This window comes from Thermomonas sp. (assembly GCF_041905325.1).
Lineage (GTDB): Bacteria > Pseudomonadota > Gammaproteobacteria > Xanthomonadales > Xanthomonadaceae > Thermomonas.
Map to the genome: position 1 here is coordinate 1 of NZ_JAYRLK010000007.1, position 24145 is coordinate 24145.

25 protein-coding genes and 4 tRNA genes are annotated in these 24145 nt (G+C 67.8%); 10 read left to right on the plus strand and 19 right to left on the minus strand.

The window, feature by feature from the left end; genetic code table 11:
- The 12 genes from ACE3OK_RS09200 to ACE3OK_RS09255 form a co-directional block, all read right to left on the minus strand.
- The coding region (locus ACE3OK_RS09200) for a GTP-binding protein (protein WP_374249324.1) at positions 1-139 on the minus strand (139 nt) is incomplete at its 3' end.
- Between the two features lie 50 nt (positions 140-189).
- Positions 190-265, minus strand: a tRNA-Thr gene (locus ACE3OK_RS09205).
- Positions 266-296: 31 nt separating this feature from the next.
- A tRNA-Gly gene (locus tag ACE3OK_RS09210) sits at positions 297-370 on the minus strand.
- A gap of 86 nt (positions 371-456) precedes the next feature.
- Positions 457-542: transfer RNA gene (locus ACE3OK_RS09215), tRNA-Tyr, on the minus strand.
- Positions 543-675: 133 nt separating this feature from the next.
- Positions 676-1767 (minus strand): redox-regulated ATPase YchF, encoded by a 1092-nt coding sequence (gene ychF / locus ACE3OK_RS09220; protein WP_374249242.1) that lies wholly within the window; start codon positions 1765-1767, stop codon positions 676-678.
- A gap of 49 nt (positions 1768-1816) precedes the next feature.
- A complete protein-coding gene (pth, locus tag ACE3OK_RS09225) occupies positions 1817-2401 on the minus strand; it encodes an aminoacyl-tRNA hydrolase (protein WP_374249243.1) in 585 nt (194 codons plus the stop codon).
- Positions 2402-2461: 60 nt separating this feature from the next.
- Positions 2462-3115: a 50S ribosomal protein L25/general stress protein Ctc gene (locus tag ACE3OK_RS09230; protein WP_374249244.1), complete on the minus strand. Its 654-nt coding sequence runs from the start codon at positions 3113-3115 to the stop codon at positions 2462-2464.
- Positions 3116-3226: 111 nt separating this feature from the next.
- Positions 3227-4186, minus strand: coding sequence for a ribose-phosphate diphosphokinase (locus ACE3OK_RS09235; RefSeq protein WP_374249325.1), 960 nt, complete (start codon positions 4184-4186; stop codon positions 3227-3229).
- Positions 4187-4237: 51 nt separating this feature from the next.
- Positions 4238-4313: transfer RNA gene (locus ACE3OK_RS09240), tRNA-Gln, on the minus strand.
- Complete coding sequence (gene ispE, locus ACE3OK_RS09245) at positions 4312-5187, minus strand: 4-(cytidine 5'-diphospho)-2-C-methyl-D-erythritol kinase (protein WP_374249245.1); 876 nt, start codon at positions 5185-5187, stop codon at positions 4312-4314. Before ispE ends, ACE3OK_RS09240 begins: the two co-directional genes overlap by 2 nt.
- Complete coding sequence (lolB, locus tag ACE3OK_RS09250; RefSeq protein WP_374249246.1) at positions 5184-5816, minus strand: lipoprotein insertase outer membrane protein LolB; 633 nt, start codon at positions 5814-5816, stop codon at positions 5184-5186. Before lolB ends, ispE begins: the two co-directional genes overlap by 4 nt.
- Entirely contained in the window at positions 5813-7492 is a 1680-nt protein-coding gene (locus tag ACE3OK_RS09255; RefSeq protein ID WP_374249247.1) for a tetratricopeptide repeat protein, read from the minus strand. The genes lolB and ACE3OK_RS09255 overlap by 4 nt, the downstream gene beginning before the upstream one ends.
- Positions 7493-7577: 85 nt before the next feature.
- On the opposite strand from ACE3OK_RS09255, the gene hemA reads away from it, so the two are divergent.
- The 5 genes from hemA (at position 7578) to ppk2 (ending at position 11678) form a co-directional block, all read left to right on the plus strand.
- Positions 7578-8843 (plus strand): glutamyl-tRNA reductase, encoded by a 1266-nt coding sequence (gene hemA, locus ACE3OK_RS09260; protein ID WP_374249248.1) that lies wholly within the window; start codon positions 7578-7580, stop codon positions 8841-8843.
- Positions 8840-9928 carry a peptide chain release factor 1 gene (gene prfA / locus ACE3OK_RS09265; RefSeq protein WP_374249249.1) on the plus strand — a complete coding sequence of 363 codons (1089 nt, stop codon included), beginning with the start codon at positions 8840-8842 and terminating at the stop codon, positions 9926-9928. The genes hemA and prfA overlap by 4 nt, the downstream gene beginning before the upstream one ends.
- Positions 9929-10013: 85 nt before the next feature.
- Entirely contained in the window at positions 10014-10457 is a 444-nt protein-coding gene (locus ACE3OK_RS09270; RefSeq protein ID WP_374249250.1) for an N-acetyltransferase family protein, read from the plus strand.
- A gap of 103 nt (positions 10458-10560) precedes the next feature.
- On the plus strand, positions 10561-10893 hold the full coding sequence (locus ACE3OK_RS09275; protein WP_374249251.1) for a helix-turn-helix domain-containing protein: 333 nt from the start codon (positions 10561-10563) through the stop codon (positions 10891-10893).
- Positions 10890-11678 carry a polyphosphate kinase 2 gene (ppk2, locus tag ACE3OK_RS09280; protein ID WP_374249252.1) on the plus strand — a complete coding sequence of 263 codons (789 nt, stop codon included), beginning with the start codon at positions 10890-10892 and terminating at the stop codon, positions 11676-11678. Before ACE3OK_RS09275 ends, ppk2 begins: the two co-directional genes overlap by 4 nt.
- Here ppk2 and ACE3OK_RS09285 read toward each other — a convergent pair.
- The 3 genes from ACE3OK_RS09285 to ACE3OK_RS09295 form a co-directional block, all read right to left on the minus strand.
- On the minus strand, positions 11656-13419 hold the full coding sequence (locus ACE3OK_RS09285; RefSeq protein ID WP_374249253.1) for a tetratricopeptide repeat protein: 1764 nt from the start codon (positions 13417-13419) through the stop codon (positions 11656-11658). The genes ppk2 and ACE3OK_RS09285 overlap by 23 nt on opposite strands.
- A gap of 102 nt (positions 13420-13521) precedes the next feature.
- Positions 13522-14052 carry a TlpA family protein disulfide reductase gene (locus ACE3OK_RS09290; RefSeq protein WP_374249254.1) on the minus strand — a complete coding sequence of 177 codons (531 nt, stop codon included), beginning with the start codon at positions 14050-14052 and terminating at the stop codon, positions 13522-13524.
- A gap of 32 nt (positions 14053-14084) precedes the next feature.
- On the minus strand, positions 14085-15353 hold the full coding sequence (locus ACE3OK_RS09295) for a YihY family inner membrane protein (RefSeq protein ID WP_374249326.1): 1269 nt from the start codon (positions 15351-15353) through the stop codon (positions 14085-14087).
- A gap of 74 nt (positions 15354-15427) precedes the next feature.
- Between ACE3OK_RS09295 and wrbA the strand changes: the two genes are divergently transcribed.
- Genes wrbA through ACE3OK_RS09315 form a run of 4 tightly spaced genes read left to right on the plus strand, consistent with a single transcriptional unit; the run spans position 15428 to position 18467 of the window.
- On the plus strand, positions 15428-16021 hold the full coding sequence (gene wrbA / locus ACE3OK_RS09300; RefSeq protein ID WP_374249255.1) for an NAD(P)H:quinone oxidoreductase: 594 nt from the start codon (positions 15428-15430) through the stop codon (positions 16019-16021).
- Positions 16018-16353, plus strand: coding sequence for a DUF2069 domain-containing protein (locus tag ACE3OK_RS09305; protein WP_374249256.1), 336 nt, complete (start codon positions 16018-16020; stop codon positions 16351-16353). Before wrbA ends, ACE3OK_RS09305 begins: the two co-directional genes overlap by 4 nt.
- Positions 16350-17927, plus strand: coding sequence for a sulfotransferase (locus ACE3OK_RS09310; RefSeq protein WP_374249257.1), 1578 nt, complete (start codon positions 16350-16352; stop codon positions 17925-17927). Before ACE3OK_RS09305 ends, ACE3OK_RS09310 begins: the two co-directional genes overlap by 4 nt.
- Positions 17928-17978: 51 nt before the next feature.
- A complete protein-coding gene (locus ACE3OK_RS09315) occupies positions 17979-18467 on the plus strand; it encodes an asparaginase domain-containing protein (RefSeq protein WP_374249258.1) in 489 nt (162 codons plus the stop codon).
- Between the two features lie 124 nt (positions 18468-18591).
- On the opposite strand, the gene ACE3OK_RS09320 is transcribed toward ACE3OK_RS09315, so the two are convergent.
- Positions 18592-20805, minus strand: coding sequence for a M4 family metallopeptidase (locus tag ACE3OK_RS09320; protein WP_374249259.1), 2214 nt, complete (start codon positions 20803-20805; stop codon positions 18592-18594).
- Positions 20806-21308: 503 nt separating this feature from the next.
- Positions 21309-21860 carry a putative Fe-S cluster assembly protein SufT gene (gene sufT, locus ACE3OK_RS09325; protein WP_374249260.1) on the minus strand — a complete coding sequence of 184 codons (552 nt, stop codon included), beginning with the start codon at positions 21858-21860 and terminating at the stop codon, positions 21309-21311.
- Positions 21861-22012: 152 nt separating this feature from the next.
- On the opposite strand from sufT, the gene ACE3OK_RS09330 reads away from it, so the two are divergent.
- The gene (locus tag ACE3OK_RS09330; RefSeq protein ID WP_374249261.1) at positions 22013-22417 is read left to right on the plus strand and encodes a hypothetical protein; all 405 of its coding nucleotides are present in this window, start codon (positions 22013-22015) and stop codon (positions 22415-22417) included.
- On the opposite strand, the gene ACE3OK_RS09335 is transcribed toward ACE3OK_RS09330, so the two are convergent.
- Together ACE3OK_RS09335 and ACE3OK_RS09340 are read right to left on the minus strand one after the other, a co-directional pair.
- Positions 22383-23819, minus strand: coding sequence for an NAD(P)(+) transhydrogenase (Re/Si-specific) subunit beta (locus ACE3OK_RS09335; RefSeq protein ID WP_374249262.1), 1437 nt, complete (start codon positions 23817-23819; stop codon positions 22383-22385). The genes ACE3OK_RS09330 and ACE3OK_RS09335 overlap by 35 nt on opposite strands.
- Positions 23816-24115: an NAD(P) transhydrogenase subunit alpha gene (locus tag ACE3OK_RS09340; protein WP_374249263.1), complete on the minus strand. Its 300-nt coding sequence runs from the start codon at positions 24113-24115 to the stop codon at positions 23816-23818. Before ACE3OK_RS09340 ends, ACE3OK_RS09335 begins: the two co-directional genes overlap by 4 nt.
- Positions 24116-24145 lie beyond the last annotated feature (30 nt).

Genomic DNA, 24145 nt, shown 5'->3' on the forward strand with positions numbered 1-24145 from the left:
AGTCCTTGAACTCGCCACCGAAACGCTCCGCGCCCACCTTGGTCAGCGCCGCCGTCAGCGTCGTCTTGCCGTGGTCCACGTGACCGATGGTGCCCACGTTCACGTGGGGCTTGGTGCGTTCGAACTTACCCTTAGCCATGGCTGCGTCTCGTTGGAGTTGCCCACCGGAGCGGGCGTGATTTTCGAAGATGGTGCTCACGAAAGGAATCGAACCTTCGACCTCCTCCTTACCAAGGAGGTGCTCTACCGACTGAGCTACGTGAGCAGATTTTGCAGCAGGACCTGTTGCGCAATGGTGGAGCGGGAGACGGGAATCGAACCCGCGCTAGTAGCTTGGAAGGCTACAGTTCTACCATTGAACTACTCCCGCACCGGGAGCCCTGCCTTGTTGCACCCTCGGCTGGTAAGGCCGACGGCTTGACTCTTCAACTTGTCGACTCCGCAAGCGGATTCGAATGGTGGAGGGAGGTGGATTCGAACCACCGAAGGCGTAAGCCAGCAGATTTACAGTCTGCCCCCGTTGGCCGCTTGGGTATCCCTCCAGTTTTCCAAGAGAGTTCATGCCGACCCCTCAAAGAGCCCGTTATTTTGGGCGTCACCTACCCGCTTGTCAACGGGCTCGGCCACATATTTTTCAAAAGCCTGTCGCCACGCTCCGCACCGGGCCCGATGCCATCAGACGTTGAAGCGGAAATGCAGGATGTCGCCTTCCTGCACGCGGTACTCCTTGCCTTCCAGCCGCAACCGGCCGGCATCGCGCGCGCCCGCTTCGCCACGATACTTGATGAAGTCCTCAAAGCCGATGGTTTCGGCACGGATGAAGCCCTTTTCGAAGTCGGTATGAATGACTGCCGCCGCCTGCGGCGCGGTGGCGCCCGCCTTCACAGTCCACGCACGCACCTCCTTCACCCCGGCGGTGAAATAGGTCTGCAGACCCAGCAGCTCGTAGGCCGCCCGGATCACCCGGTTCAGGCCCGGCTCCTCCAGCCCGAGATCGGCCAGGAAGACATCGCGGTCGGCATCCTCGAGCTGGCTCAACTCCTCCTCGATGGCCGCACACACCGGCACCACCTTGGCACCCTCGCCGCGTGCGCGGGCGCGCACGGCATCCAGGTGCGGGTTGCCTTCGAAGCCGTCTTCCAGCACGTTGGCCACGTACATCACCGGCTTGAGGGTGAGCAGGAACAGCTCGCGGATGGCCAGCTTTTCCTCATCGTCCAGCGCCACCGTGCGCGCAGCCTTGCCCTCGTCCAGCGCAGCGCGCAGCTTGCCCAGCGCCGCGATCTTCGCCTTGGCGTCCTTGTCCCCGCCCTTGGCCACGCGCTCGTAGCGGGCGATCGCCTTGTCCACCGACTCCAGGTCGGCCAGCGCCAACTCGGTGTCGATGGTCTCGATGTCGGCGATCGGGTCGATCCTGTTGTTGACGTGGATGACGTCGTCGTTTTCGAAACAGCGCACCACATGGCAGATCGCGTCGACCTCGCGGATATGGGCCAGGAACTTGTTGCCCAGGCCCTCGCCGCTGGCGGCACCGGCCACCAGCCCGGCGATGTCGACGAATTCGACCGCCGTGGGGATGCACTTCTGCGGCTTGACGATCTCCGCCAGCGCATTCAGGCGCGGATCCGGCACCGGCACCACGCCCACGTTCGGCTCGATGGTGCAGAACGGGAAGTTGGCCGCGGCGATGCCGGCCTTGGTCAGCGCGTTGAACAGGGTGGACTTGCCGACGTTCGGCAGTCCGACGATGCCGCATTTGATGCCCATGTCGCGTGTTGCTCCGTTGCCGCGCCGGCAGGCTGCCGGCACGATGAATTCATTGCGTGCGCGGGGTGTGCAGCCGCGTCATCGCATCCGGGAAATTGCCCTGCACTGCCAGCGGCAGCACGTCCTGCGCGGCCCCGACGGCCCGCAGGATCGCCTCTTCGTCGTCGCGCCCGGGTCGGCCCAGCACCCACGGCGTGACCTGATCCTTGTGACCGGGATGGCCGATGCCGATGCGCAAGCGGTGGAACTTGCCGTGTCCGAGCAAGCGGATGGTGTCGCGCAGGCCGTTCTGGCCGCCGTGGCCACCGTCGAACTTGAGCCGCGCCACGCCGGGCGCAAGATCCAGCTCGTCGTGGACCACCAGCATCTCCTCCGGCGCGATCTTGTAGTAGCGCAGCGCCGCCATGACGGACTTGCCCGAGGCATTCATGAACGTGGCCGGCCGCAGCAACCACACCGGCTGCCCGGCAATCACCAGCTTGGCGGTTTCGCCAAACAGCTTGCTCTCGAGCCCGAAACGCGCACCCGCATCCAGCGCCAGCGCGTCAATAAACCAGAACCCGGCGTTGTGCCGGGTTCTGGCGTATTCGGCACCGGGATTCCCCAGCCCGACGATGAGGCGAAGACCTGACATCGGCATGCTTCCAACCCCCAACCATCATCCCCGCACGGGCGGAGATGATGGCAAAGGCGGTTACTTCGCGTCCTTCTTGGCCGCCTTGGTGGCCGGCACTTCCGCCGTTGCCGGCGCGGCGGCATCCACCACCTCTTCCTTGCCGTGCTTGGCCACCACGACGGCGACGTCGTGTTCCTTGCCCAGCTTCAGTGCCGGGATTTCCACGCCGGCCGGCAGCGTCAGGCCGGACAGGTGCACCACGCCACCGATGGCCAGGTCGGACAGGTCGACTTCGATCGCCGCCGGCAGGTCCTTCGGCAAGCAGCTGATTTCGATTTCGGTCAGCTCGTGCATGATGACCACGCCACCGGTCTTGCCCGCCGGAGACTTGTCCTGGTTCTTGAAGTGCAACTGCACCTTGGTGCGCAGGGCTTGGTTGGCGTCCACGCGCTGGAAGTCCAGATGCATGATCAGCTGCTTGTACGGGTGGCGCTGCATGTCGCGCAGGAGCACCTGCTCGACCTTGCCGTCGACATCCAGGTTCAGCAGCGACGAGTAGAACCACTCGTGCTGGCTGGCCAGCCAGATGGCTTCATGCTCGATCTGGATGGCCTGCGGGGCGGCGTTTGCGCCGTAGACGATGGCCGGCAACTGGGCGGCACGACGCAGGCGGCGGCTCGCACCCTTCCCCTCGACGTTGCGGCCGGTGGCCTTGATGGTGTGTTCGGACATGGCAATGACTCACTTCTGTTGCGATGAAGCCGCCTCGCGGCGGCGAAAACACTCACCCGCGACCAGGTGAGTGGGGTGCGCCGCCGGCAAGCCGGCGGCGCGAATGTGGCATCAGTCGACGTACAGCGAACTGACCGACTCGCCGAACGCCATCCGGCGGATGGTTTCGGCCAGCAACTCGGCCACGCTGAGCTGGCGGATCTTGCCGCAGGCGCGCGCAGCCGGCGACAGCGCGATGGTGTCGGTGACCACCAGTTCGTCCAGCGACGACTTGTTGAGGTTGTCCAGTGCCGCACCCGACAGCACCGGGTGCACGCAATAGGCCACCACCTTCACCGCACCGCGCTCCTTCAGCGCATTGGCGGCCGCGCACAGGGTGCCGGCGGTATCGACGATGTCGTCCACCAGCACGCAGGTCTTGCCCTCGACGTCGCCGATGATGTTCATCACGGTGGCGACGTTGGCCTTCGGACGGCGCTTGTCGATGATGGCCAGTTCGGCGTCATCCAGCCGCTTGGCGATCGCGCGCGCGCGCACCACGCCACCGACGTCCGGCGACACCACGATCACGTTGTCGGTGCCATGCACGCGCCAGATGTCGGCCAGCAGTAGCGGCGAGGCATAGACGTTGTCGACGGGGATGTCGAAGAACCCCTGGATCTGGTCGGCGTGCAGGTCCACGGTGAGCACCCGGTCGGTGTCCACCGCGCTGAACATCTTGGCCGCCACCTTGGCGGTGATCGGCACGCGCGCCGAACGCGGGCGGCGATCCTGGCGGGCATAACCGAAATACGGCACCACCGCGGTGACGCTGGAGGCCGATGCGCGCTTGAGCGCGTCGATCAGCACCAGCAACTCCATGAAGTTCTCGGCACTCGGCGCGTTGGTGGGCTGGAGGACGAACACCTCCTGCCCGCGCACGCTCTCCTCGATCTCGACCTGCACCTCGCCGTCGGAGAAACGGCTGACCAGCGCCTTGCCCTGGCGCACGCCCAGTTCGCGGCAGACGGCATCGGCCAGCGCCCGGTTGGCATTGCCCGAAAACACCAGCATGTTGGAGTTGTCTTGCATCGCGATGGCCATGGTTGGGTGGCGGTGGACGCTGCGTGAACGCGCAGGGAATGGCAGGGGCGGAAGGATTCGAACCTACGCATGCCGGGATCAAAACCCGGTGCCTTAACCGCTTGGCGACGCCCCTAGGTGTAGTGCTCCACTGCCTCCAGCAGCGGCGACCTTTCCGCACCGCGTGCCAGCCAGGCATGGATGCCTGGCGGCAACGCCACCAGTGCCGCCTCGGCGGATTCGCGCGTGGCGAACTCCACGAAACAGCCACTGCCCGAACCCGTCAAACGCGGTTGGCCGATGCGCGACAGCGCCTTGAACACGGCCTCGATGGCCGGTTCGCGACGCCGCAGCACCGGCTCGAACGCATTGTCGCGCACGATCCCGGAAAGGAAGCCCGCTATTGTCACGGGCGCGGCATCCCGAGTCAAATCCGGGGACTGGAACATTGCCGCAGTGGCCGCATGGACCGGCGGCGACACCAGGACGTACCAGGCCGGCGGCAGCGCCAGTGGCTGCAACTGCTCGCCCACGCCTTCGGCCCAGGCATTGCGCCCGTGCACGAAGACCGGGACATCGGCCCCCAGGCGCACCCCCAGGCGGGCCAGCCGATCCCGCCCCAGGTGCAGCCCCCACAACCGATCCAGCGCCACCAGCACGGTCGCCGCATCGGACGATCCGCCACCGAATCCACCCCCCATCGGAATACGTTTTTCTATACCGATGTCAGCGCCTTGCGCCGTTTTTGCCTCCATTTGCAGAAGTTTCGCTGCCTTGATCAGCAAATCATCGGCCTCGGCCACGCCCATCGCACCCGCCCCTTGGCGGTGGATGCCGGCATCCTGGCGCAGCCGCACATGAACGGTATCGCCCCAGTCCAGCAGACGGAATACGGTTTGCAGCGCGTGGTAGCCGTCGGGGCGACGGCCGGTGATGCGCAGGAACAGGTTCAATTTGGCCGGTGCCGGCCATGCCTGCCACCCCTCGCCGGGGGGAAACGCTTGCGTCATTCCCGCCCCCAGCGGTCCACCACCAGCCGCACGCGGTCATCACCCCGGCGCGCTTCCACCCGGGTCGGCAGCGACTGTCCACTGGCCGCATCCACGGCCCACCCGTCGTACTCCACGACCCAGCCCCCCTGCTCCAGCCGCACCGGCAACTGGTGCGGGCCGTAGGCCAGCACGGCCGGCCCGACGCTGGCCGGTGCCGCCACCGCCCGCAGCCAGCAGCCCAATGCCGCCAGCGGAATGTCCCAGCCGGTGGCGTCGCGCAGCAACCGGGTGGCGTCCGTGCCGCTGCGCGGCCCGCCCTCCAGCCCGGACAAGGTGGCTCCGGCGGCATCCACGTCCAGTTGCCACCCCTGCCGGGTCACCGGGGCGGTCAGCAGCAGGCGCAGGTGACCTGCCGCCTGCGCCCATTCCAGCCGCCCGCTGCCGCCCTCGCGGCCATTGGCCAACGCCACCCGTCCGGACAGCGCCCAGTCGGGGGCGGCGCAATCGCCTCCGGCCAGCCCTAGCGCCGTTGCACGGGCCTGCTGGGCCGCTGCGGCAGCCACCGGGTCGATTGTGGCGGGCGGCGGCAGGCTGGCGCACCCGGCCAGCAGCACCGACGCGATCGCCGCCAGCCTCGCACCGGTCACGCGCCGGTGTCCTGCAAGGCACGTTGCAGCGAGCGATTGCCCGGTTCGAGCTTGCGCGCTTCCTCGAAGTATCTGCGTGCCTCCTCCCGCTGCCCCAGCACCCACAGCACCTGGCCCAGATGGCTGGCGATGTCCGGGTCTTTTTGCTGGGCATAGGCACGCCGCAACTGTTCCAGCGCCGCGCGCGTCTTGCCCAGCCGGAACAGCACCCAGCCATAGCTGTCGATGATCGCCGCGTTGCCCGGCTCGGCCACGCGGGCGCGGTCGATCAGCTCCAGCGCCTCGCGATAACGGCGGGTGCGGTCGGCCAGGGTATAACCCAGCGCATTGAGTGCGGCCACGTTGTCGGGCGCAATCACCAGGATGCGGCGCAAATCGGCTTCGGCACGGGCGATGTCGTCGGTACGCTCCCACATCAGTGCGCGTGCGTAGAGCAGGTCGATGTTGTCGGGCTGTGCCGCCAGGCCGCGCGCGAAGGCATCGCGTTCGGCATCGACCTGCTTGTCCTTGGCATGCAACTCGGCCTCCAGCATGTAGGCATCGCGGCGCGCGTCCTCATCCAGTGCCGCATCGGCCTGCAACGCGCGCAATTCGGCATAGGCCTGCGGCGGCCGCCCCATGGCATGCAGGACATTGGCGCTGCGCAGGCGGGCAATGCCCTGGGCGCGCTGGCCGGGGGCGCTGGCGTACCAGGCCAGGGCCTCGTCGTAGCGCTCCAGCAATTCCGCCACCTGCCCCAGCAGCAGGCGTCGCACCGGGTTGGGATCGGTGGCGTCGCGCTTGAGTTCGGCGTACAGCGCGTCCAGTCCGGCCTTGTCGCCGGCCTTGTCCAACAAGGCCGCGCGCTGGGCGAAACTGGTTTCGTCCTGGGCACCGGTGGCCAGCACCTGCGCCGCCTTGCCGGTGTCGCCCAATGCTTCGTATTCGCCCGCCAGCGCCCAGCGCAAGGAGGGGGACAGCCGCGCCGGGGCTTCCAGCGGCGGCAGCACCGCACGCGCTTCATCCAGATTGCCCGCCTCACGCGACAGCTGCGCGCGCAGCAACGCCACCCGCGGCTCGCCGGGGAAACGCGCCACCACTTGCCGCATGATGCGTTCGACCACGTCCGGACGCTCCAGCCGCTGCGCCAGCCCGCCGAACCCCAGCCATGCCGGCAATTCGTCCGGCAGCGCACCGGCATCGATGAGCTCCCCCAGCATGTCGCCCACCAGTACCGGCTGCTTGCCCACCGCGCCCAGCAATGCAGCCAGACTGGCCTGCCAGCCACCCGTCCCCGCCAGCAGGGCTTGCAGCTCGCGCCGCGCCAGCCGTTTGTGGCCGCCACGCAACGCCAGGCTGGTGGCCACCATCTGCTGTTCCGGGGTGGCGACCGGTGCCAGTGCGTGCCAGACCGCCCAGGCGTCGCGGGCCAGTGCATCCTCATCCGCCAGCAGGGCGATGCGGGTGGCACGTGCGGCCAAGACCGGGTCGCGCGCGGCGCGCGCGGCGGCCAGATAGGCGCGTGCCGCATCCGGCAATTTCCCGCCTTGCAGGGCGAATTCGCCGGCCAGGCTGGCTTCCAGCGGGTCGACCGGGGGTGCGGCCGCGGCCGATCGCGTGGCTGCGGCCACGCTTCCGCCGATCGCCAAGGCCACCAGCAGGAGCAAGCTTCGCGACAGCAGATGCGGGTTGGGCATGGACAGACCGGTACAATGACGGGTTGGGCCCGCAGCTTAGCGCAGGCACCTGAACGATTCCGCCCCGCTTCCGCTGCCACCACGCATGAGCTTGCACGTCCTCGGCATCAACCACCAGACCGCGCCGGTTGCCCTGCGCGAGAAGGTGGCGTTCGGCCCGGAGGCACTGCCCCCCGCGCTGGCGGCACTGCGCGGGCTGCCCGGCGTGCACGAGGCGGTGCTGCTGTCCACCTGCAACCGCACCGAGCTGTACGCACATGCCGATGGCGACGGCCAGGCGCTGGCCGACTGGTTGGCCGCGCACCCCGAGGCCGGCCCCGACCTGCACGCCTACCTGTACCGCCACCACGATGCCGACACCGTGCGCCACCTGTTCCGGGTCGCCAGCGGGCTGGATTCGCTGGTGCTGGGCGAACCGCAGATCCTCGGCCAGGTGAAGCAGGCGTGGGCGGCCTCGCGCGCGGCCGGCACCCTGGGCGGCCCGCTGGACCGCCTGTTCCAGCAGGCCTTCACCACCGCCAAACGCGCCCGCACCGACACCCGCATCGGCGCCAACCCGGTGTCGGTGGCGTCCATCGCGGTGCGGCTGGCACAGGACAGCTTCGCCCGCCTGGACGCGTCCACCGTGCTGCTGATCGGTGCCGGTGAAACCATCGAACTGGCCGCGCGCCACTTGGTGGAAGCCCGCGTGCAACGGCTGCTGATCGCCAACCGCACCCTCGCCCACGCGCAGGAGCTGGCCAGCCGCCATGGCGGCATCGCGCTGCCGCTGGGTGAGCTGGACAAACACCTGGCCGAGGCCGACATCGTGATTTCCGCCACTGCCGCACGCACGCCGGTCCTGCACCGTCAGGAAGTCGAGCACGCACTGCGCGCGCGTCGGCACCGGCCCATGCTGCTGCTGGACCTGGCCGTCCCGCGCGACATCGCGCAAGACGTGTCCGGCCTGCGCGACGTGTTCCTCTACACCGTCGACGACCTGGAACGGGCGCTCGAAGACAACCGGCGCAGCCGCCGCGAGGCCGCGCAGCAGGCCGAGGCCATCATCGAACTGCAAACCGCACGCTTCGTCGAACACTGGCAGGCCAGTGGCCGCCAGCAGACGCTGCTGCAACTGCGCGCGCATGGCGAGACGGCGCGCATGGAGGCACTGGCCAAGGCCCGCCAGCAACTGGCCGCCGGGATGCCGGCCGAACAAGCGCTGGAACTGCTGGCGCACACGCTGACCAACCGCCTGCTGCACGCCCCCACGGTGGCGCTGCGCGAAGCCGCCCGCAGCGGCGACGCCGAGCTGGCACGCGCCGCCGAACGCCTGTTCCCGGGCCCCGATGCGGGCAACGACGGCCCATGACCCCCGCCCTGCGCCGCAAACTGGAAGCGCTGCTGGAGCGGCGCGAGGAAGTGGAGCGCCTGCTGGCCGATCCGGCGGTAGCCGCCGACCAGGCGCGCTTCCGCAATCTTTCGCGCGAATTCGCCAGCCTGCAGCCGGTGGCCGACGCGCTGGCCGCGGAGGCACAGGCCCGCGAGGACCTGGCTGCCGCGCAGGCGATGCGCGACGACCCGGAATTGCGCGAGCTGGCCGACGACGAGATCGAAACCGCCACTGCCCGCCTGGTCCAGCTGGAAGGCGAACTGCTGGCGCAGCTGGTACCGAAGGACGCGCGCGACGATGGCGGCCTGTATCTGGAAGTGCGCGCCGGCGCCGGCGGCGACGAGGCGGCGATCTTCGCCGGCGACCTGTTCCGCATGTACGCGCGCTACGCGGAAACGCGCGGCTGGCGGGTCGAGGTGGAGTCGGCCAATCCGGGCGAACACGGTGGCTACAAGGAAATCGTCGCCCGCATCGAAGGCGCTGGCGCCTACGCGCAGCTGAAGTACGAATCCGGCACCCACCGCGTGCAGCGGGTGCCCGCCACCGAGTCACAGGGCCGCATCCACACCTCGGCGGCGACGGTGGCGATCATCGCGCTGGAAAGCGACGGCGACACCGAGATCACCCTCAATCCCGCCGACCTGAAGGTGGACACCTTCCGCAGCTCCGGCGCCGGCGGCCAGCACGTCAACAAGACCGAATCGGCGATCCGCATCACCCACCTGCCCACCGGCGTGGTGGTGGAATCGCAGACCGAGCGCAGCCAGCACGCCAACCGCGACAAGGCGATGAAGCGCCTGCAGGCGATGCTGGTGGAAGCCGAGCTGGAAAAGCGCGCCGCCGCCACCGCCGCCGACCGCAAGCTGCAGGTGGGCAGTGGCGACCGCAGCCAGCGCATCCGCACCTACAACTTTCCGCAGGGCCGGATCACCGACCACCGCGTGGAAGGCCTGACCCTGTACGACCTGCCCCACATCCTCGAAGGCGACCTCGGCCCGCTGGTGCAACGCCTGCAGCAGGAGCAGCAGGCGGAAGCACTGGCTCGACTGGCGCGCGAGGCGTGATGCCCGCCGTCCCTTGCCGTTGCCCCGCACCGCCCTCGAGACACCCCAAGCCCACCTGCGTGGGCGTGCCGCACAAGGAGCTTCCATGACCCTGTCCATCACCCGCGCCGGCCCTGCCGAGCTGGACGCACTGAGCCAATTGTTCGATGCCTATCGCCAGTTCTACGGCCAGCCTTCGGATCTCGCCCGGGCACGCCAATGGCTGCGCGAGCGCTTGCGCTTCGGCGAATCGGTGGTGCTGGTGGCGCGTCGCGGGGTTGCCCTGATCGGCTTTGCCCAGCTGTACCCGATGTTTTCGTCGGTGCGTACCGCCAGGACGTGGATCCTGAACGATCTGTACGTGGATGCCGGCGCACGCCGCAGCGGCGTCGGCCATGCCCTGCTGGAGGCCGCCGCCGCCTTCGCCCGTGCCGACGGTGCCGCCGGCATCGCACTGGAAACCGCGCAGGACAACGCCGCCGCGCGCGCCCTGTACCGCGCCGCCGGCTGGCAGGAAGACACCAGCCAGTGGTATTCGTTGGCATTCTGAGGGGAGCGGCCAGCCAAGCCTCCCGGCCGCGGGCGCTTGGCCTGCCCGCAGCGTTCCGCAACCGATCTACACTCGACGTTCGTCCGCCCGCCAAGGAACGCCGATGTCCATCGCCACCACATTGCGCATGCTCAGCAAGGCCAGCGGCCTGTCGGTCGCCGACATCGCCACCGCGATCCCGCGTGCCGGCATCGGCACCGTCAATGCCTGGCTGAAGGGCGAAAAGGTCCCCGGAAAGGACCAGATCAACGCCCTGGCACGGACTTTCGGCGTGCCCGCAGGCGCGTTGCTGGCGGAAATCGCCACCACCCTCGACCCCGCCCGCAGCAAGGGTGAACACGAACTGCTGGCGGTCTATCGCAGCCTCAACAAGCGCCAGCAGGGCGCGCTGCTGGAAGTGGTACGCAGCATGCAGCCGCGGGCCGCCGGCAAATGAGCAAACTCAAACGCAGCGAATACGAAGCCCTGCTGCAACCGATGCAGGTGGAACTGGCGCTGGCGGCGCGCTGGGTGCAGCACACCGGGCAGCGCCTGCTGGTGATCGTCGAAGGCCGCGACACCGCCGGCAAGGGCGGTGCCATCGACGCCATCCGCGAGCACCTGAATCCGCGCCAGTGCCGGGTGGTGGCGCTGCCCAAACCCACCGAGCGCGAAGCCAGCCAGTGGTACTTCCAGCGCTACGTCACGCATTTGCCGGCGGCCGGCGAAATCGTGCTGTTCGACCGCAGTTGGTACAACCGCGCCGGTGTCGAGCAGGTCATGGGGTTCGCCAGCAAGTCGCAGGTGGAGGCCTTCCTGCATGCCACCCCGCAGTTCGAGAAGCAGTTGGTCGAAGATGGCATCCTGCTGTTCAAGTACTGGCTGTGCTGCGACCAGGAAAAACAGGAAAAGCGTTTCGCCGAGCGGCTGTCGGACCCGCTCAAGGGCTGGAAGCTCTCGCCCATCGACCTGGAGGCACGCAGTCGCTACCGCGCCTATACAGAGGCCCGCGAAGCGATGCTCAAGGCCACCCACACCCGCCACGCACCGTGGACGCTGGTGGATTTCAACGACCAGAAGCTGGGCCGGCTGACCCTGTTGCGCGACCTGCTGGACCGGTTGCCGGAAACGCGGGTGGAGGTGCCGGCCATCGCCTTCCCGCCGCTGTCGGCGGCACCGGCGAAAGAGCACTACGGCGTGCTGGAGCCGATCGAAGCCTTCAAGGTACCGGCGTCGCCGTAGCCGCCGGCCACGGCAGGCCGGCCTGCCGGGCCAGCGCTGCGTAACGCGGGTCCGCGCGGTAACGCAGCAGCAGCGCGTCATACAGCAGTGACTGCATGCCGGGGTCACGCGCCTGCCAGGCCCGGTCCAGCCACTGGAACATCGCATCCGGGTCGCCACGCAGCGCCTGCACCTGCGCAATCTGGAATACCCAGCCCTCGGCATGTTGGCCGATGCAATCTTGCAGACGCCGGTCGGCCTCGGCGCGGTCCGGCCCGATCTGCGCCGCCAGTGCCTGCGCGAAATCCTGCCACGGCCCGGGCGGCTCGGCATCGGCCGCCCGGCGTGCGGCCACCGCATCCTTGCGCAGCACTTCGATGATCGCCAGCAGGTGGTGGTTGTAGATGGCGCGCGGCTCCAGTTCGATGGCCTTGCCGATCGCCTGCCGCGCTTCGTCCAGCTTGCCCTGCGGCATCAGATAGGCCACCAGCCAGCGGTACCAGTTGGCATTCAAGGGGTCCAGCCTGAGTGCCTGGCGGGTCAGTTCCACCGCCTGCGGCAGGTCGCCCTGGCTGGCCCGCGCCACCCCGAGCTGGTAGAGCGCGTCGCCGTCTTCCGGTGCCAGCTCCACCGCCTTGCGCAGTTCCGCTTCACCGTTCTTCCAATCGAAATCACGCAGCATCAGCAACCAGCCGCGGGCGATGTGGGTGGCTGCCTGCCCGGGGGCCAGCCGGATCGCCTGCTGCACGGCGGCATCGGCGTCCTTGAAGGCAGCGGCGGCCTGCTGCCCGCTCAAGCCGCCGGACACCACATCGATCAGGGTGCGCGCCTTCATCGCATAGGCCAGGCCATAGCCGGGGTCGAGTTCGATGGCGCGGTCATACGACTGCAACGCCACTTCCGCGTCGGTGCTGGAGTGCGCTTGCAGGTAGGCGTTGTAGGCATCGAGGCTGCCGCTGGGCGGGCGGTCGGTCTGGCGCACGCGCGCGGGGGTGGGCTGCAGGCGCGCCTTCAGCGCCTCCGCCACCAACCCCACGATCTGGTCCTGCAACGCAAACAGATCCTTGTACGGGCGATCGAAACTGTCGGCCCACAGCGTGCTGCCATCGGCTGCACGGATCAGGCTGGCACGAATGCGCACGGTGTCACCGGCACGCTGCACGCTGCCTTCCAGCAGGTTGGCCACGCCGAGGCGGGCGGCGATGGCGGCATCGTCTTCACGGCTGTCGCGAAACAGGAAGGCCGACTTGCGGTTGATGACCCGCAAGCCTTCGATGCGGCTCAGGGCGATGATGAAGCCTTCCGACAGGCCATCGGAAAAATACTGCTGGTCCTTGTCGCCACTGCCGTTTTCGAACGGCAGCACGGCGATGGAATTGGCCGTTGCGGTGATCGCAGGCGCGGGCCGTGCCGGCTCACCCACCAGCCGATCGGTGAGCAGCAGCACCACCGCCACCACGAGGACGCCGATGATGGCCAGATCCACCTTGCGGTGGGATTGCCCGGCCTTGGCTTCCGCGGTGATTTCGCTCTCGCGCTTGAGCCCTTCCGAGGTGAGTTCGAAGAACCAGGAGAAGGCAAGCCAGAACGGGAAACCGATGGCGCTGGCGATCAGGAACCAGCGGGTCGCAGCCTCGGGTGCACCCAATTCCGGGCCCAGTTGGGCGATGCCTTGCGCCAGCGCCCACACCGCGCCGATGTAGAGCACCGCCGCGCGCAGCACGTTGCGCCGTTTCAGCTCTCCGATGAACTTGCCGATCATGCCGTGTCCGTTTGCATCCCCTGTGGCGATTCTGGCATGACATGCCTCGCGTCTTCCCGGAAGTCACGCAAACCGAACCGGGGGGCGGACACCGCACCCGCGTCAGCCCGGCTTCGGCCCGCCCAACCGGGCGATGTCGTCCTCCAGCATGCGGGCGGTCAGCGGGCCGCTGTACTTGCGCACCAGGCGGCCATCGGGGGCGATCAGCCAGGTGGCCGGCAGCACGTTCGGCGCACCGAAGTCCCGGGGCGGTTCGTACATGTCGATGCGGGCGACCGGATACGCCACCGGGTGCTGCTTGAGAAAAGCGCGCAACTCGTCGGGGCTGGCTTCGTCGTAGGCCAGCCCGATCACCGCGATGTGCTCGCGCATCGCCGCCAAGGCCGACAGCTCCGGCATTTCCTCGATGCACGGCCCGCACCAGGTGGCCCAATAATTGACCACCACCCATTTGCCGCGCAGATCGGTCAGGGCCAACGCCTTGCCTTCCAGCGTCCGTACTTGCAGCGTCGGCACAGCGCCTTCGGCAACCGGCCCTGCCGTTGCCGCTGCCGCCGCTGCGGGCGGGTTGCCGGTGGCCGGCGTCGGTGCCTGCTTGTCGCCCGGCCCGCAGGCCGCCAGCAGCAATGACAAGCACGGAACCATCAGACAGGCGCGCTTCCACATCATGCGTCCGGCACTCCCTCGAAAATCTTCTCCACACTCTGCTGCAACGGCTCGCGCAGCGGTGTGCGCAAGTTCGCCAGCACGGCTTGCGCGGCAAGGCCCAGCGGGTCGATGGCGGGTGCAGCCGCCTCGGCCAGCGGCACCCGCAGGTGGGCCGCCTCGTACAACTCCGCCAGCGGCACGTCATCCAGATCCCGCGCCAGCAACCACTCCCCGCTCTCGGCCCGCTGCAGCACGTTGATCTCGTCCATCCGTCCCAGCAGTTCCTGCAGCATGGTGTCGGTCAGGCCGGGTTCGAGTTGCAGCAGTTGCTCGCTGGACAGTCCCTCGCCGCGCGCGCGCGCGGCCCGGAAACGACCCAGCATCCGCAACAATCCGTACAGTTCCTGCCCGTGCGGCAGGCGCAGGTCGCGTGGCTGGTAGCGGAATGCCGACAACGAGGACGCGAACGACGCGCCGAACAGGATCGACACCCAGCTCAGGTAGATCCACAGCATCACGATCGGCAGCAGCGCCACGGCACCGTAGAGTTTCTGGTAGGAGTCGAAGCTGGACAGGTACAGCCCCAGCCCCCACTTCACCCCTTCGAACAGCAGCATCGACAACGCCGCACCGGCGAAGGCATGCCGCCAGGCCACGCTGCGGTGCGGCACCACCTTGAACACCGCAGCGAACGCCAGCAACTCGATCACCATCGGTGCCGCCCGCAGCAAGATCGCCTCCAGCCAGCGCCCCGGCAGGGTTTCGAAAATCGCCAGCGCGAAGAACCGGGTGGATAGCGCCAAGCTCGCCGCCGCCACCAGCGTGCCCAACGTCAACACCGTCCAGTAGACGAGGAAGCGACTGAGCTTGGGGCGCGCGGTGGGCACCCGCCAGATCCGGTTGAACACCGCTTCCACGCTGCGCAAAGTGAGCAGCAAGGACACCACCAGCGCCAGCGCACCGGCCACGGTCATCGACTGGGTCTTGCTGGAAAAATCGGTGAGGTAGCCGGACACCGCACGCGCCGCGCTGGGCACGAAGTTGGCGAAGATGTAGTCGGTGAGGCGCGCGCTCCAGGCATCGAACACCGGTGACACCGACAGCGCGCCGAACACCACCACCGACAGCGGCACCAGCGCGAAGGCGGTGGTGAAGGCCAGCGCACCGGCGGATTCGAACAGGCGGTCGCCCAGGTAGCGCTTGAGCACGAAGCGTCCGAAGCTGCCGAGGCGGGCGGGTTCGCACAGGCGCTCGCATCCGCGCCGGAAGGATTCCATGAGCTGCATCCTGGCAAGACTAACCGATGCCATGCGGGCACCGCATGCCCTATCCTGCGTCTTTCCCGAACAGCCCCGCGCCCATGCCGGAAATCCTTGTCCTGTACTACAGCCGCGGCGGCTCGGTGGCGCGGCTGGCCCGCCAGATCGCGCGCGGCATTGGCGAAGTGGAAGGCATGCAGGCCCGCCTGCGCACGCTGCCACCGGTCGCCGCCGTCACCCAGACCGCGCAGCCGCCGGAGCCGGAAGCCGGGGCGCCCTATGTCGAAAAGAGCGACCTGGCCGAATGCGCCGGCCTGCTGCTGGGCAGCCCCACCCGCTTCGGCAACATGGCCGCGCCGGTCAAGCATTTCCTCGACACCCTCGGTGCGGAATGGGCCAGCGGCACCCTGGTGGGCAAGCCGGCCGCCGTCTTCACGTCCACCGCGACGATGCACGGCGGGCAGGAATCCACCCTGCTGACGATGCTGGTGCCGCTGCTGCACCACGGCTGCGTGATCGCCGGCATCCCGTTCACCGAGCCCGCCCTCGGCACCACCCGCAGCGGCGGCACCCCGTACGGCGCCAGCCATGTCGCCGGTGCCCACGACCACCCGGAACCCAGCGACGACGAGACCCAGCTGGCCCGTGCGCTGGGGCGGCGCGTGGCCGATCTTGCCCGGCGCCTGCACCCATGACGCAGCGCTATCTGGCGGCCACCCTGTTCGCGCTGGCGGCACTGTTCTGCGGGTGGTCGTGGCAGCACACGCAGCCACTGGCGGGCTTGCTGGCGTTTGCCTTGCCGCCGGCCGTGTTGGGCCTGGGCGCACTGCGCCAGTGGCCGCGCATCGGCTTTTTCGCCGCCATTTTCGCCCTGTTGTGGTTCAGCCACGGGGTGATGCTGCTGTGGTCCGAACCGACCCTGCGCGGCTGGGCCGCCACGGAAACCATGCTGTCGCTGCTGGTGATCCACGCCACCTGCCTGCCCGGCTACCGCGCCCGCCGTGCCAGGCAACGGGGGCCAGGATGACGCAGGATCCGCGCATGGCCGGGCTGGCCCCGGAACTCATCGCCCAGGTGCACGCCGGTGCCCGCGCGCTGCGCGATGGCGATCCGCGGCGTGCGGAAAGATTGTTGCTGCAGGCCTGCGCGCAAGCCCCCGCCCATCCCGAACCGCTGCGCTACCTGGCCATCGTGCAACTGCAGACACGCCGCGTGCCGCAGGCGCTGGCGACCTTGCAGCAGGCCTTGCAGCGGGCCCCGACCGATGCCCAACTGCACAGCGACCTGGGCACCGCGCAGGCGGCCCACGGTGATCCGGAGGCGGCGATGGCCAGCTGGCGGCACGCACTCACGCTGGACCCGGGCCACGTCATGGCGTGGTTCAACCTGGGCCGCAACCACCAGTTGGCCGGCAACACCGAGGCCGCCATCGCCGCATTGCGCCAAGGCATCGCCCTGGCCCCGCAGGCGCTGCCGCCGAAGATCCTGCTGGGCGACGCGCTGGCGCACGCCGGCCGCTTCGAGGAGGCCGCCGCGCACTATCGGGCGGCACTGCGCCTGCACCCGGCCTGCGGTGACGCCTGGCGCGGGCTGTCCAACATCAAGACCGTGGCATTGGGCGACGCCGACGCCGATGCACTTCGCGCCCAACTGCAACGCCGCGACATCGCCGACAGCGACCGCGTGGCGATGGGCCACGCGCTGGGCAAACTGGAGGAAGACCACGGTCGGCACGAGGCTGCGTTCACCGCATTTGCCGCCGCCAACGCCCTGCAGCAACGGCTGACACCGTGGCGTGCCGAGGCCTTCGACACCTTCGTCGAACAGGCACTGCACGCCAGCCGAAGCCTGCCGACGCCACGGGACCCCGCACTGGGGCAGGAGGTCATCTTCATCGTCGGCCTGCCGCGCTCCGGCTCGACCCTGTTCGAACAGATCCTCGCCGCCCATCCCGAGGTGGAAGGGGCCAGCGAACTACCCGACCTCGGCAACGTGCTGCAGGAAGAGTCCCGCCGCCGTGGCCTGTCCTATCCGCAATGGGTCCCGCAGGCCAGCGCACAGGATTGGCACCGGCTCGGGCAGGCCTACCTGCAACGCACCGCGCACTGGCGCACGACGCGGCCGCGCAGCACCGACAAGCAACCGGACAACTGGAAACACGTCGGCATCCTGCGCGCGATGCTGCCGGGTGCCACCGTGATCGAAACCCGCCGCGACCCGCTGGAAACCGCGTGGTCCTGCTACAAGCAGCAGTTCTACAGCCAGCCGCATTTCGCCAACGACCTCGCCCACATCGCCTGCTACATGCGCGGCTGCGAGCGCGCGATGGAGACCTGGCGCGGGCAGGCCCCCGCACGCATCCACCTGCACCGCTACGAAGACCTGCTGGCCGCACCGGAGGCCCGCATCCGCCAACTGCTGGACGACTGCGGCCTGGCCTTCGATGCGGCCTGCCTGTCCGCGCATACCGCCACCCGCAGCGTGCGCACCGCCAGCGCCGCGCAGGTGCGGCAGCCCTTGCGCGCCCTGCCGGCGCGAGCCTTGGCCTATGGCGCGCTGCTGCAACCGTTATGCCTGCTGCTGGGGCTGCCCGCGCTCTGAACCCGGCCCCACGGGGGTGCCCTGCGCCGCGTTTTGACGGACAATGCCGGCATGGACACTCTGCTCATCGTCACCACCGGCGGCACCATCGACAAGATCTACTTCGACGACAAGTCGGACTACCAGATCGGCGAGCCGCAGATCGGCATGATCCTGCGCGAACTGGGGGTGACCTTCCAGTTCAACGTGATCCCGATCCTGCGCAAGGATTCGCTGCACATCACCGATGCCGACCGCGAACTGATCCGCGCCACCATTGCCGCCCAGCCCACCCGCCACGTGCTGGTGACCCACGGCACCGACTCGATGGTGGCCACCGGCAAGGTGCTGCAGAGCATCCCCGGCAAGACCATCGTGATGACCGGCGCGCTCAGCCCGGCGCGCTTCCGCGGCTCCGACGCCGAGTTCAACATCGGCTGCGCGATCGGTGCGGTGCAGTCGCTGCCGGAGGGCGTGTACATCGCCATGAACGGCCGCATCTGGAACCCGCTGATGGTGCGCAAGAACGTGGCTGCCAACCGTTTCGAAGCCATCGACTGACGCGCCCACCCGGAAGCCAGCCACGCCAACGGCGAAATCAGGATCTCCCCTATCTCGGGAGGAAAACAAAAAAAAAGACCCCGGCCGAAGCCGGGGTCGAGGTCTAGCAAGAAGCCGATCAGGTTCAGTTGGTGCCGTAGCTCAACGTGACGCCCGAGAAGGCCGAGTACGCGTTCACCTTGATGTAGTAGGTGGTGGCGGTGGTCGGGGTCAGGCTGCAGGACTCGGTGTTGCCGGTCTTGTAGGGACGGCAGGTGTAGCTGCTGGTGGTCGGCGCACTGCCGGCACGCACGTACAGGTCGGCATCACCGGTGCCACCGGCGATGCTGATCGTCGCGGTCTTGCCTGCCGCCACCGCCAACGAGTAGGTGCTGGACCAGCTGCCCTTGGCCACCGACGGCAGGTTCACCGTGGTGGTGCTGCCACCACCGCCACCACCGCCACCGGTGCTGTAGTCACCCAGCAGGCTGACGCCGGAGAACGCCGAGTAGGCCTTCATGCGCACGTAGTAGGTGCCCGCGGACGGCGCGGCGATCGTGCAGCTCTCGGCATTGCCGGACAGGTACGGACGGCAGTCGTAGGAGCTGTCGGTCGGGGTGCTGCCGAACTTCACGTACATGTCGGCATCGCCGGTACCGCCGGACATGGTGAACTTCAGGTTGGTCGAGCCCGAGGGCACGGCCAGCGTGTACACCACTTCGCCGCCGGTCGCGGCCGACAGGCCGGTCACGGTCACGCCCTTGGTCAGGGTGCCGCCGGTGCTGCCACCGCCGCCGCCGCCCGAGCACGACACGCCCACCGCGGTGAACGCGGAGGTCACGTCGGCCTTGGTGTAGCCCAGGTCGGTGGCCGCCGTTTCCACGCCGCAAGCGCCCTGGTTGAAGGTGCTGCTGGCGGTCCAGTAGTTGGCATTGGCGCGCGCGAACACCTGGAAGGCCTTCTTGGTATCCCAGCCGGTCTTCTTGGCCAGGGTGCAGAACGCCTTGTTGTACACGCCCGAGGTGTAGTGCACGTCCATGCTGCTGGTGTAGTTGGCGGCGTTGTCGATCGAGCCACCGTCCTGGGTCGGGTTGCACATGTAGCGCAGCGCGCCGGTGCCCTTGAAGATTTCCGCACCCACCAGGAAGTCATTGCTGCCGCGGCTGTAGAACTCGGCCGCTTCGCCGGCCATGTCGGAGAAGGCTTCGTTCATGCCGCCGGACATGCCGGAGTAGGTCAGGTTGGAATGCTGCTCGGTGAAGCCGTGCGAGATTTCATGGCCGGACACGTCGAGGCTGACCAGCGGATAGAACGTGCTGGCGCCATCGCCGTAGGTCATGGCGGTGCCATCCCAGTAGGCGTTCTCGTAACCGGTCTTGTAGTGCACCTTCATGACCAGCTGGAAGGTCAGCGGGTTCATGTTCATGTACGCGTTGTACATGTTGAAGATCACGCTGCCGAAGTAGTGCGCGTCATTCAGCGGCGAGTAGGCGCCGTTGATGGCCTTCACCGTGTTGCGCGGGCAGGTATAGGAGAACGCGGTGGTGCTGGTATTGGTGCTGGCGTTGTTCAGGTTGACCGTCTTCACCTGCGCGTTGTTCATGGTGCAGGTGCTGCCGCTCTGGGTGACGTCCAGATAGCCGTAGTTGGTGCCGTACTCGTACTGGCCGGTCTTCTGGTTGCCGCCGGGGCCGGTACCGACCAGCGCATGCTGGAGGTTCTCCCACTTCTTGATGACCTGGCCGCTGAGCGCGTCGATCATCACCACCGGACGGGTCGGGTTGCCACCCACCATCGAATCGGCATAGAAGGTCACCGCATAGGCCAGGTGGCCCTTGCCGGCGTCGTCGATGAAGATCACCAGGTCCGACTTCTCATTGCGGGTCTGCATGCCGGCCAGGCCGTTGCCCAGTGCCGCACGCTTGCCGGCCACCAGCGCCGCAGCGCGGTTCAGCTTGGGGGTGGTGGAGGCGATGTCCTGCTCCAGCCCGGACACCTTGGTGCCGAACATGCCGCGCACGTTGCCGGCGCCGTCTTCGCTGACCACGATGCCCTGGCCGTACACCGGAATGCCCTTCCAGGCCTGGTTGTAACGGTAGTTGCGCACGCCGCGGTCGGCGCGGCTGGCTTGCATCAGCAGGGTGTTGCTGGCATCGAGGCGCATGAACTGCTCATGGCGACGGTGCGCCATGCTGCCAGCGGTGCTGCCGGCGGTGAGGGACTGGTACTGCTGGCGCAGCTGCGAGATGTTGCTCTGGTGCAAATCGGCCCGGTTGGCCGCCTGCGCGCCGGTAGTGGCGAGCGCAAGCAGAATGGCGCTACCGAGAACGTGCGTGGTACGGAAACGAATCACTGGCATTACCCCTGGGTTGTTGGTTGAGGTGTCGCCCGGATGGCGACTGACGAACAACGGTACCGCCCGCCTGCCCGCCCCCGGCGTGGATCGCCGTGTGATTGCCGTGACAGACCTCGCCCGAAACTGAACCGTTCCGTAGCGATCGCGAACATTTGTCCTGTCCCCCATCGCCTGTCAAGAACCGATGGACATATCCACATAACCAAATTGCATGAATCGTTGCAAATGCAACTACAGCAAGCCTTTCCGGCGGAACAGGGGCGGCTGGCCAGGACCCGCGACGGGCGCGGCAAGTGTTCGGATGCTGAAAATTTCCGCAACGCAACATACGAATGCGCTGACAATTCACGTCAGTTTGTGACATTCGCGGGCTGGGCTTTTGGTCATGGCTCTGTGTCGGAGCGCACACGAGCACCGTGACTCGTGCCGGCGGGCCATGTGAACCGACTTCGGCAGGATGGCCGCAGGCGCACGCGATCCCGACGCGCCCGCCCGCGCCGGCAGGGTCAGAACATGCCGGTTTCCAGCCTGGCCACGTCGGACATCAGGCTCTGGTTCCACGGCGGGTCGAACACCAGTTCGATGTCGGTATCCACCACCGTCGGAATCTTGGTCAGCTTGCTGCGCACGTCGTCGATCAGGATGTCACCCATGCCGCAGCCCGGTGCCGTCAAGGTCATGCGCACGCGCACGCCACGCCCGCCACCTTCCGGCGCATAGAGCTCGGCCAGGTAGACCAGCCCGAGGTCGACGATGTTGACCGGGATCTCGGGGTCGAAGCAGGTGCGCAGCTGCTCCCACACCACCTGCTCGACATCGGCGTCGGTGGCGCCTTCGGGCAATGCCAGCGGCTCGGCCGGCTGCTTGCCGATGGCATCGCCATCCTCGCCGGCAATGCGCATCAGGTTGCCTTCGACGAACACCGTCCAGCTGCCACCCAGTGCCTGGGTGATGTAGCCCACCGTGCCAACCGGCAGGACGACTTCATCCCCTTGGGGAACGAGAACGGCATTGCAGTCGCGTTCGAAACGGACGGGTTCACTGCTGCGTGAATACATGGGCGGGGGCGGGGAAGGTCACTTAATCCGTACCATTCTAGTCCCAATCGCATTGCCCGTCTGCCACCGCAATGGGATCATCGCCGCTCCCTTGACTTCGATCAGCCCGACCGATGCCACTTCCCCCGGTTTCCAGGCCGCGCTGGTTCGCATTGCCCCTGCTTGCCCTTGGTGCCGCCGGCTTCGCGGCGGCCTGGATGCTGTTGGCGCTGCTGCTGGGCCGCCAATGCGCCTGGCTGGCCCCGCTGGCGGCGCTGGACATGGCGCTGCTGTTGAAGATCGGCAAATGGCCCGCCGGCACCACGCGCGCCGGCTGGGCGGTGGTGGCCACCGCGGGCGTCATTGCCGCGGCCAATTTCCTGATCGTGGCCGGGCAGGTCGGGCAGAACTTCGGCATCCGCCCGTGGGTGTCGGCCTTGCAGATCGGGCCGCATTACGCCTGGCTGCTGGCCACCCTGGCCACCGCCCGCGGCGACCTGGCCCTGTACGCCGTCGGCCTGCTGCTGGCGGCGTGGCTGGGCCTCAGTGGCCGCCGTCCAGCGCCTTCAGCTCGCTGACCAGCGCGTTCGCCATCTCGCTGCCGTCGCCGTACAGCATGCGGGTGTTGTCGGCGTAGAACAGCGCGTTTTCGATGCCGGCAAACCCGGTGCCCTTGCCTCGCTTGATGACGATGGTGTTCTTCGAATTGACCACATCAAGGATCGGCATGCCGTAGATCGGCGATGCCGGGTCGGTCTTGGCGACGGGGTTCACCACGTCGTTGGCGCCGATCACCAGCGATACATCGGTCTGCGCGAACTCGGGGTTGATGTCGTCCATGTCGGCGATCAGGTCATACGGCACGCCCGCCTCGGCCAGCAGCACGTTCATGTGCCCGGGCATGCGCCCGGCGACCGGGTGGATGGCGAATTTCACTTTCACCCCGCGTTCGATCAGGCGCTGGGTCAGCTCCCAGATCTTGTGCTGCGCCTGTGCCACCGCCAGGCCGTAGCCGGGCACGATCACCACGCGCTCGGCATAGGCCATCATCGCCGCCACGTCGGCGGCCTCGATCGGCTTCATTGCTCCACCGATGGCCTGCATCTGCGCCGAGCCGCCGCCGAAATCGGAGAACAGCACGTTGCCGATCTTGCGGTTCATCGCCTTCGCCATCAGCCGCGTGAGCAGCATGCCGGCCGCGCCGACCATGGTGCCGGCGATGATCAGCGCCTCGTTGCCCAGCACGTAGCCCTCGAACGCCACCGCCAGGCCGGTGAAGGCGTTGTACAGCGAGATCACCACCGGCATGTCGGCACCGCCGATGGGCAGCGTCATCAGCACGCCCAGCAGCAAGGCCAGCACGAAGAAGGCGAGGATCCACGGCAGCGACAGGGTGACCAGCGCCATCCCTCCGCAGGCCACCGCCGCCAGCGCCACCAATGCATTGAAATACTGCTGGCCGGGGAAGGTGTAGCGCTTGTCCATGCGGCCGTCGAGCTTGGCCCAGGCGATGGCGGAACCCGTCAGCGACACCGCGCCGATCAACGCGCCGGTCACCGCCAGCGGCAAGGCGACGTTGAGCTGCATCGTGGTGACATCGTTGGTGGTCGTCATCACGAACCCCACCACATCATGCGCGCCCGGCTTGCCGGCCAGCTTGACCAGCTCCACCGCACCGATCGCCGCCGCGCTGCCGCCGCCCATGCCGTTGAACAACGCCACCATCTGCGGCATGTCGGTGATCGCCACCTTCTTGCCCCAGACCCAGTTCAGGCCCACGCCAATGGCGATCGCCGCCACCATCAGCCCGATGTTGTGCAGCCCGGGCAGGAAGAAGGTGGCGAAAGTCGCGATCAGCATGCCCACGCCCGCCCATTGAATGCCGCTGCGCGCGGTCTTGGGGCTGGCCATGCGTTGCAGGCCCAGCAGGAACAGGGTGGCGGCAACGAAATAACTCAGTTTGACCAGCAGCGCGCTCATGCCGCGCCCCCGGGCTTCTTGGAGGCCTTGAACATCTCCAGCATCCGTTCGGTGACGACGTAGCCGCCGGCGGCATTGCCCGCGCCCAGCAGCACCGCGACGAAACCCAGCGCTTGCTCCAGCGGGGTTTGCGCTTCGCCCAGTACCACCATCGCACCGATCAGCACGATGCCATGGATGAAGTTGGAACCCGACATCAGTGGCGTGTGCAGGATCACCGGCACCCGCGAAATGATGACGTGGCCGGCGATCGCCGCCAGCATGAAGATATACAGCGCCACGAAACCGTCGCCCACGATGCCCCTCCCCGGTTGCCTGCCTGCATC